Consider the following 7,713-nt stretch of genomic DNA (forward strand, 5'->3'; position numbering starts at 1 on the left):
TCCGCATTGGGCGGACGACCACCAATCAGCCGGCTCGCCGCCTGACAACAACGTGTCAGGTCACGACAGCTAGCCGCTGCCCTCGCCCGCGCGGTTGCCCTGCAGCCAGGCCTTGGTGCGGCCCGGGTGGTGCGTGGCGAGCCAGGCCACCCCGACGTCGCGGCAGAAATCGATGTCGTCGTAGTCGTCGACGTTCCAGCAGTAGACCGCCCGGCCCTGGGCGATCGCGCGGTCGGCCAGTTGGGGATATTCCTTCAGCGTGGTGAGCGAGGGCCCGACGGCGGTGGCGCCGATGGCGGTGGGCGCGCCGCTGGTCAGATAGCGGGCGGTCTTGCCCAGCAGCACCGTGGGCAGCAGCGGCGCGGCTCGCCGGATCCGCCAGACCGCGGACGCCGAGAACGACATGATCACCGCGCGGGACCGGTCCGCCGAGGCGGGCGCGGCGATGCCGAACCGATGCAGCGACGCAAGCAGCTTGGTCTCCACCAGCGAGCCGTACCGGACCGGGTGCTTGGTTTCGATGAACAGCTTCACCGGACGATGCCAATCCAGTACCAGCGACACCAGCGCGTCCAGCGTCAACAAACTGGTGTCGCCGTGCGCGCCGTCTTCTCGCCAGCTGTCGTGCCACGCGCCGTATTCGAGTTCGCGCAATTCGGCCAGCGTCATCGTGCTGACCAGGCCGGCGCCGGTCGAGGTCCGGTCCAGTCGGCGGTCATGCACGCACACCAGATGGCCGTCGCGGGTCAGGCGCACGTCGCATTCCACGCCGTCGGCGCCTTCTTTCAGCGCAAGGTCGTAGGCGGCCAGCGTGTGTTCGGGCCGCGCGGCCGACGCGCCGCGGTGGGCGACGACATAAGGATGCCCGGCGAGCACCTCGTCGGCCCACGTCATACCCCTATGCTGCCGGGTCCTGCCCCTTCAACTCAACCGGGGCGCCCGGCCCCGGGGCTGCGGGCCCGTCGTCGGGAACCGCGACCCAGCGATGCGCGGGCCGGGCGACGGGTTTGCGCTGGAATCCCTCGAAGACGCGGGTGGCGCCGGCCAGCGTGGCGGCCGCGAACAGATACGCGAAGACCATCAGGACGGTGTTGTTGGCGATGCCCTGAGCGTCGGCGGCGAAGCTGGTCGCAATAGCCGCGATGGAGACGCCGTAGCTGCACACCCAGGCGCCCCACCACTGCAGGATGGTGTTCCGCTGCCGGGCATAGTGCTCTTCGAGCAGCGCCAGCTCGATCACGAACACCGGGGCCCACAGCAGGTTGGCCAGCGGCACCACGCAGCCGGCCCACAGCGCCCGCGTGGAGCGCTGTTCGGGCAGACCATGATGGGCGAACACGGCGGCGCGGCGCGCGATCATCCAGCGGATCAGCACCACGCCGGAGGCGATCACCGCGGCCACCGCGCCCACGCTCGCGAGCACGCCGAGCCAGTCGGCGCCGAGGGCCACCCAGGAGTTCAGCAAGCTGTTGCGGTTGACCACCAGCAGCACGTACCGCACCACATACACCAGGGCGGCGATCGCGAGCACCAGCACGCTGACGAAGGACGTGGTGCGGACGATCTGCGTCGGCGGCCCCTGCTGCGCGGGCGCTTCGGCGGCCGCGGGCGCCTGCTCGACGCGGTCGGCCAAACCCCACCGCGGTATGACCGTGTAGCGCGGCGTCGGCCCGAGGGGACGGCGGCCGCGTCGTGGCGGCGGCGCGGCGCCGGGCCGCACCGCTATCCAGCGGTAACCGGGCGGCAGTCGCGGCGGAGTGCGCTGCCACCCCGGCGTCGCCGAGCGGCGAACCTGCATCGGGGCACCGGGCGCACCCCATCGCGGGTCGGGCGGCGGGGCATCAGCGGCGGGCGCCATCAGGGCCCCGCGGCAGCGGGGACACCATTCTCGTTGTCGCTCGCGCACGTTCCAGCGCGTGCCGCACTGGGAGCACACCTGGATCACCGGACCAGACTAACGCCGCCCCGACGCGGGCCGAGGGACACCGGCCTGGGCCCCGCTCGAGGTCCCCAATCGGCGATTGCCCGATTGGGCTCGGCAACCGACGGCGGCGGCAGAGACTATCCACAGTTTCCACAGGTTTATCCACATACACCCGGTGGGTATAGAGCGCATCACTACAGCCTCTGGGGGCTGACCGTGGTGTCACTGTGGATAACACCCCGGGATTGTGGGCACGGCATCGACAGTCCGAAACCGGTCGTCGAGCGAAATGTGTTGGCTCACTAAACACCTTCACGGGCCGCACGTCCGAACCACGAGTGATGCCCGGCCGGATCGGCCTTGCGGCGCCTGCCGTACCGCCAACCCGCAGCTCAGCACGTTATTTCTCAACCTCGCGACAAAGCGCTATGATCGCGTTCTCGAAAAGTGTTTGTGACTCACCTCACTGACGCGAGGTGACCGGGGGGTGAAAGGCGATTGATGGCCACGCATTCGTTCGGTCCGGGTTCACCGGGCCCGTCGAAGTCGTACTGCGGCTCGCCGGCGTGGAATCACAGCTACAGCATCGCCGCGCTGCGCGCCGGGTTGATCGCCTTGGCGTTGCTCGCGGTGCTCGCGGTCATCGTCTTGTCTTGAAAAGCCGCTGAGCGGGTATTCGCGTTCCGGCTCACATGGGTCGTTCTTGCGGAGCGCGCGGTCATGGAGCAGGGTTGATAACGGCTGGCCGCCGTGAGGCGACCCCGCGCGACTGAGCGTCAAGACGATAATCGAAGAAAGGAATGCCGTGGCTGAATACACCCTGCCCGACCTGGACTGGGACTATGCAGCGTTGGAACCGCACATCTCGGGGCAGATCAACGAGATCCACCACAGTAAGCACCACGCCACGTACGTCAAAGGCGTGAACGACGCTCTGTCGAAGCTCGAAGAGGCCCGCGCCAACGAGGACCACGCTGCGATCTTCCTGAACGAAAAGAACCTCGCCTTCCACCTGGGCGGCCACGTCAACCACTCGATCTGGTGGAAGAACCTGTCGCCGGACGGCGGCGACAAGCCGACCGGCGAATTGGCCGCGGCGATCGACGACGCGTTCGGGTCCTTCGACCGCTTCCGCGCGCAATTCAGCGCGGCCGCCAACGGGCTGCAGGGCTCGGGCTGGGCGGTCCTGGGCTACGACACCCTCGGCAACCGACTGCTCACCTTCCAGCTCTACGACCAGCAGGCCAACGTTCCACTCGGCATCATCCCCCTGCTGCAGGTGGACATGTGGGAGCACGCCTTCTACCTGCAGTACAAGAACGTCAAGGCAGATTACGTCAAGGCGTTCTGGAACGTCGTCAACTGGGCGGACGTGCAGAAGCGATACGCGGCCGCGACCTCGAAAACGCAGGGCCTGATTTTCGGCTGACTTTCATTTCGATCGGCGGGGGCGTCGCGCGGTTGCGCGGCGCCCCCGTCGTTTGTCTGACCTTTGATCGACCGGCATGACAACGTCTTAGCCCCACCGACCGTGTCGTGTTGCAAGGCGCCTAATCCGCAGGCATGCTTAATTATTCGGACTTACCAGTGTGGTTATTCCAAGCGGAGGCGTCGCGCGGAGGTCGAAATGGAGACAGGGGCGGATCGGCCCATCGGGGTATCCCCGTTCCATTCTCGTGGCGCCTTGAAAGGATTTGTGATTTCCGGGCGGTGGCCGGATTCGACCAAAGAATGGGCACAGCTGCTCATGGTTGCAGTACGGATCGCTTCGCTGCCCGGATTGCTCTCCACCACAACGGTCTTCGGGGCCCGCGAGGAATTGCCGGACGAGCCCGAACCGGGCACGGTCGGACTCGTGCTGGCCGAGGGCACGGTTTTCGGTGAATCGGCCATTCAGCCGGGCTATTTCGCGGAACATCAGCCCCCGGCGTTGCTCATGTTGCACCCGCCCTCGGAAACCACGCCGTCACTGCCGGAATGCAACGGGGCGGCGTCGGGATGCGTATTGCTGCCCGGATTGCCCTACCTCGGACTCGAGCATCGGGCGGCGTGGGTGGAAGCGGAAGCCGACGGCACCATTACCTCGATGGTGAGCCGCGTCGGTGTCGACCCGATCAGCCATCCCGATACGGCGATACTGGCGATGCTCCTCGCCGCATGAATGAAATGCCCGACAACAGTTCGGGACTCGGATCCCAGAAATGCGGCCGACCGAACTCCGTTGCCCCGCTGGCGGAGGCCGAATGGTCCCATTAATCTGGGACCGTTAGCGAAGGGGAGTAGCCCCCAATCGTCGGGTCGACATACTGGCGCACAGCCCGGCCGGCGGACCGGTTCACCCGGTGGGCGAGACCTTCGACCGGAGTTCGACGACTTGTCGTCGACGACGCGTCGAAAGGTCACCCGAGATGCTCGCCGCCACCCTGTTGACTTTGGGCGTGGTGTTCGTCGCCGAACTCGGCGACCGATCCCAGCTGATCACCATGACCTACGCCCTGCGCTACCGGTGGTGGGTGGTGCTGACCGGGGTGGCGCTCGCCGCGTTCACGGTGCACGGGGTTTCGGTGACGATCGGGCACTTCCTGGGCGCTGCCCTGCCGGCCCGGCCGCTGGCCTTCGCATCGGCCCTCGCCTTCCTCGCATTCGCGGTGTGGGCCTGGCGCGAGGGCGCGGCCACCGACGAGACGGTGACGCAGCCGCGCGAACCGCGATTCGCCTTCCTCACCGTGGTGTCGTCGTTCGCGCTCGCGGAGATGAGCGACAAGACCGCCCTGGCGACGGTGACGTTGGCCAGCCACCACGACTGGGTCGGGGTGTGGATCGGCTCGACGCTGGGCATGGTGCTGGCCGACGGTTTGGCGATCGCCGTCGGACGGCTGCTACACCGACGCCTTCCGGAAAAACTGCTGCACGTCGCCGCCAGCCTGCTGTTCCTGACCTTCGGCTTGTGGATGCTGTTCGACAGCGCCTTGGGCTGGCGCTGGGTAGCCGTCGCCGCGACCGTCGCCGTGGCGATGGCCGTTGCCGCAATCGCGGTTGCGCGGACGCGGGGGCGCCGCAGAACCGTCACGGCAAATCGGCGCCGGACCACCGCAAACCGGCTAAGTTAACGACGCCTCGACCGCCGGCACCGAGGGGCCGTCTGCCGGGCAACGCGACAGTCACCGGGCCCGTTTTCGCATTGGGCAGCAAAGGGTGTGCTAAATCGGTCCGGCTCGCCGACCCGTTGCGGTGTGATTTCCCAGCACGGCCTGGCATATTATCGTCCACGTCAGCGGGCCATCCGCCCGCCACTTCGGAACGGACGTCCAATTCTGCGGATAACCTGTGAGTTTCGCTGATTTAGTGGACACCCCAGCGAATCAGTTAGACGCTCGTCAAGTGGGGAGGTGGCAGGCGTCAGCTATGCCGGTCGGGAATCCCCTGGGGTTTGCACCTGGTTACGGTCACCAAGCCTCGCTACCATGATCAGCAAATACACCTAGGTAATAGTTCACTTCTACAGCCCAGTGGAGGTCATATCAATGAGCACGACGTTCGCTGCTCGCCTGAACCGCCTGTTCGACACGGTGTATCCCCCCGGACGCGGGCCGCACACCTCCGCAGAAGTGATCGCGGCGCTCAAGGCTGAGGGCATCACGATGTCGGCTCCCTACCTCTCCCAGCTGCGCTCCGGCAACCGCACCAACCCGTCGACGGCGACCATGGCCGCCCTGGCCAACTTCTTCCGGATCAAGTCGGCCTACTTCACCGACGACGAGTACTACGAGAAGCTCGACAAAGAGTTGTCGTGGCTGGCCACGACGCGCGACGACAATGTGCGCCGCATCGCGGTGCGCACGGCCGAGCTGTCCCCCGAGGCGCAGCGTGAGGTCATGGAACGGGTCAACGAACTGCGCCGGGCCGAGCACTTAGACGCCTGACGTCCGCGCTTGACACCGGCCGCCGGGCCTGCCCTGGAGGGCTGCCGCCCGCCCATTCCGATTAGGGTTGGCTCAGCGGATCGCGCAACCGCGAGAGCGATAGTCCACGAGATGACCGGGAGGCGGCCGGGAATGGGCCTGTTCCGCAAGCGAAAGAGCCGCGCGACGCGTCGCGCTGAAGCCCGCGCGATCAAGGCCCGGGCGAAGCTCGAGGCCAAGCTGGCCGCGAAGAACGAGATCCGCCGCGCCAAATCCGCGCAACGGGCGGAGAGCAAGGCGCTGCGCGCGCAGATCAAGGCCCAACGCGACAGCGACCGCAACGCACTCAAAGTCGCCGAGGCCGAACTCAAAGCCGTGCGGGAGGGCAAGATCTTCTCACCGACACGAATCCGGCGGGTATTGACGGTGTCTCGGCTGCTCGCGCCGATCCTCACCCCGCTCATCTACCGGGCCGCCGTCGCGGCCCGCGCGCTGATCGACCAGCGTCGCGCCGATCAGCTCGGCATTCCGCTGGCCCAGATCGGCCAGTTCTCCGGTCATGGCGCCCAGCTGTCGGCCCGCATCGCGGGGGCGGAGAAGTCGCTGCGGATGGTGCAGGACAAGAAGCCCAAGGACGCCGAGACCAAGCAGTTCGTCTCCGCGATCGCCGAGCGGGTCACCGATCTGTCGGCGGCGATCACCGCCGCGGAGAACATGCCGGCCGCGCGGCGCCGGGCCGCCCACGCCGCGATCTCGTCACAGCTCGACGGGATCGAGGCGGACCTGATGGCCCGCCTCGGCCTGAGCTGATCACCCGCACGGAAGGCAACACCCCCGCATGGCAATCCCCAGCAGGTGGATCTCGCGCACCATGACCGCCCTCGCGGCGGCCGCCGCCCTCTATCTCGGATCGGCGGCCCAGACCCCCGCCGCCTGGGCGCACGTGCACGCCAGCAGCGACAACGCGGTACGCGGGGCCATGGCGATCGTCACGTTCCAGGTGCCCAACGAATCGGACACCGGGGCGCTCACCACCGCGCTGACCGTCACGCTTCCCAACGTCGCATCGGCACGCACCGAGAGCCTGCCGGGCTGGACGGCCAAGTTCGACCGGGATGCCGCGTCCGGCACCGTGCGTTCGGTGACGTGGACCGCCAACCTCACCGGCGGGATCGGACCAGATCAATTCGGGCTGTTCCGGCTGTCGGTGAAGCTGCCCGACACCGATACCGTCAGCTTCCCCGCCACGCAGACCTACGCCGACGGAACCGTGGTGAAGTGGGACCAGCCGACGCTGCCCGACGGAGGCGAGCCGGAGCACCCGGTGCCCATGCTCACCCTCGCCGCCGGCCCTTCGGGCCCGCACCAACACCACGGGTCACCCGCGTCGGCGCCGGCCGCCGCACGACCGAACGCGGCCGACAACGCGGCCCGCCTGCTGGGCGGCGCGGCCCTGGTGATCGCCGCCGCCGGCGTCGCGATCGCACTGATCCGCCGCCGGACATGAGGCGCCTGGCGCTCGGCGCCTGCGTGGGCCTCATGTTCGCGATCGCCACGCTGACCGCGCCGGTAGCGGCCGCGCACGCCACCCGCGTCTCCACCGATCCCGCGGCCGATGCGGTGCTGGCCGCCGGTCCGCCGCGGGTGAGCGCCACCTTCAACGAGCAGCTGCAAACCACGTTCGCGGCCATGACGGTGGTCGGGCCGGACGGCAACGTGTGGTCCACCGGAGACCCCACGGTGCAGGGCGCGGTGGTCGGCGTCGCCCTGCGTGCGCTCGGGCCGGCCGGGACGTACACGGTGAACTACCGGGTGACGTCGGCCGACGGCCACGTGGTGTCCGGATCCTGGTCGTTTCGGCTCACGGTGCCCGATTCGTTGGGCACC

Annotated in this window: 10 protein-coding genes; 8 read left to right on the forward strand and 2 right to left on the reverse strand. The window is 67.9% G+C overall.

Annotation, left to right across the window (positions count from 1 at the left end; genetic code table 11):
- Positions 1 to 69: 69 nt before the first annotated feature.
- Complete coding sequence (locus ACYQ8K_RS29480; protein ID WP_459974842.1) at positions 70 to 894, reverse strand: glycerophosphodiester phosphodiesterase; 825 nt, start codon at positions 892 to 894, stop codon at positions 70 to 72.
- A gap of 4 nt (positions 895 to 898) precedes the next feature.
- Positions 899 to 1,945: a DUF4328 domain-containing protein gene (locus ACYQ8K_RS29485; protein WP_459974844.1), complete on the reverse strand. Its 1,047-nt coding sequence runs from the start codon at positions 1,943 to 1,945 to the stop codon at positions 899 to 901.
- 480 nt (positions 1,946 to 2,425) lie between these two features.
- Here ACYQ8K_RS29485 and ACYQ8K_RS29490 point away from each other — a divergent pair, with 480 nt between their 5' ends.
- The 8 genes from ACYQ8K_RS29490 to ACYQ8K_RS29525 all read left to right on the forward strand — a co-directional run.
- A complete protein-coding gene (locus ACYQ8K_RS29490) occupies positions 2,426 to 2,581 on the forward strand; it encodes a hypothetical protein (RefSeq protein ID WP_165762711.1) in 156 nt (51 codons plus the stop codon).
- Positions 2,582 to 2,729: 148 nt separating this feature from the next.
- Positions 2,730 to 3,353 (forward strand): superoxide dismutase, encoded by a 624-nt coding sequence (locus ACYQ8K_RS29495; RefSeq protein ID WP_007771867.1) that lies wholly within the window; start codon positions 2,730 to 2,732, stop codon positions 3,351 to 3,353.
- Positions 3,354 to 3,551: 198 nt separating this feature from the next.
- Positions 3,552 to 4,085, forward strand: a complete 534-nt coding sequence (locus ACYQ8K_RS29500; RefSeq protein ID WP_085292967.1) for a peptidase — start codon at positions 3,552 to 3,554, stop codon at positions 4,083 to 4,085.
- 247 nt (positions 4,086 to 4,332) lie between these two features.
- Positions 4,333 to 5,034: a TMEM165/GDT1 family protein gene (locus tag ACYQ8K_RS29505; RefSeq protein WP_459974847.1), complete on the forward strand. Its 702-nt coding sequence runs from the start codon at positions 4,333 to 4,335 to the stop codon at positions 5,032 to 5,034.
- Between the two features lie 414 nt (positions 5,035 to 5,448).
- On the forward strand, positions 5,449 to 5,847 hold the full coding sequence (locus ACYQ8K_RS29510) for a hypothetical protein (RefSeq protein ID WP_007771864.1): 399 nt from the start codon (positions 5,449 to 5,451) through the stop codon (positions 5,845 to 5,847).
- 132 nt (positions 5,848 to 5,979) lie between these two features.
- Positions 5,980 to 6,636: a DUF6474 family protein gene (locus ACYQ8K_RS29515; protein ID WP_459974854.1), complete on the forward strand. Its 657-nt coding sequence runs from the start codon at positions 5,980 to 5,982 to the stop codon at positions 6,634 to 6,636.
- Between the two features lie 28 nt (positions 6,637 to 6,664).
- A complete protein-coding gene (locus ACYQ8K_RS29520) occupies positions 6,665 to 7,333 on the forward strand; it encodes a YcnI family copper-binding membrane protein (protein WP_459974850.1) in 669 nt (222 codons plus the stop codon).
- A partial coding sequence (locus ACYQ8K_RS29525; RefSeq protein ID WP_459974852.1) for a copper resistance CopC family protein occupies positions 7,330 to 7,713 on the forward strand: 384 nt, incomplete at its 3' end. The genes ACYQ8K_RS29520 and ACYQ8K_RS29525, both read left to right, overlap by 4 nt.

The sequence above is a fragment of the Mycobacterium sp. MUNTM1 genome, from assembly GCF_054660795.1.

What these genes read in the sequence shown, in the direction of transcription:
- ACYQ8K_RS29520 (WP_459974850.1), top strand. Translation starts at nt 6,665, where the DNA reads ATGGCAATCCCCAGCAGGTGGATCTCGCGCACCATGACCGCCCTCGCG.
- ACYQ8K_RS29505 (WP_459974847.1), top strand. Translation starts at nt 4,333, where the DNA reads ATGCTCGCCGCCACCCTGTTGACTTTGGGCGTGGTGTTCGTCGCCGAA.
- ACYQ8K_RS29500 (WP_085292967.1), top strand. Translation starts at nt 3,552, where the DNA reads ATGGAGACAGGGGCGGATCGGCCCATCGGGGTATCCCCGTTCCATTCT.
- ACYQ8K_RS29490 (WP_165762711.1), top strand. Translation starts at nt 2,426, where the DNA reads ATGGCCACGCATTCGTTCGGTCCGGGTTCACCGGGCCCGTCGAAGTCG.
- ACYQ8K_RS29480 (WP_459974842.1), bottom strand. Translation starts at nt 894, where the DNA reads ATGACGTGGGCCGACGAGGTGCTCGCCGGGCATCCTTATGTCGTCGCC.
- ACYQ8K_RS29510 (WP_007771864.1), top strand. Translation starts at nt 5,449, where the DNA reads ATGAGCACGACGTTCGCTGCTCGCCTGAACCGCCTGTTCGACACGGTG.
- ACYQ8K_RS29515 (WP_459974854.1), top strand. Translation starts at nt 5,980, where the DNA reads ATGGGCCTGTTCCGCAAGCGAAAGAGCCGCGCGACGCGTCGCGCTGAA.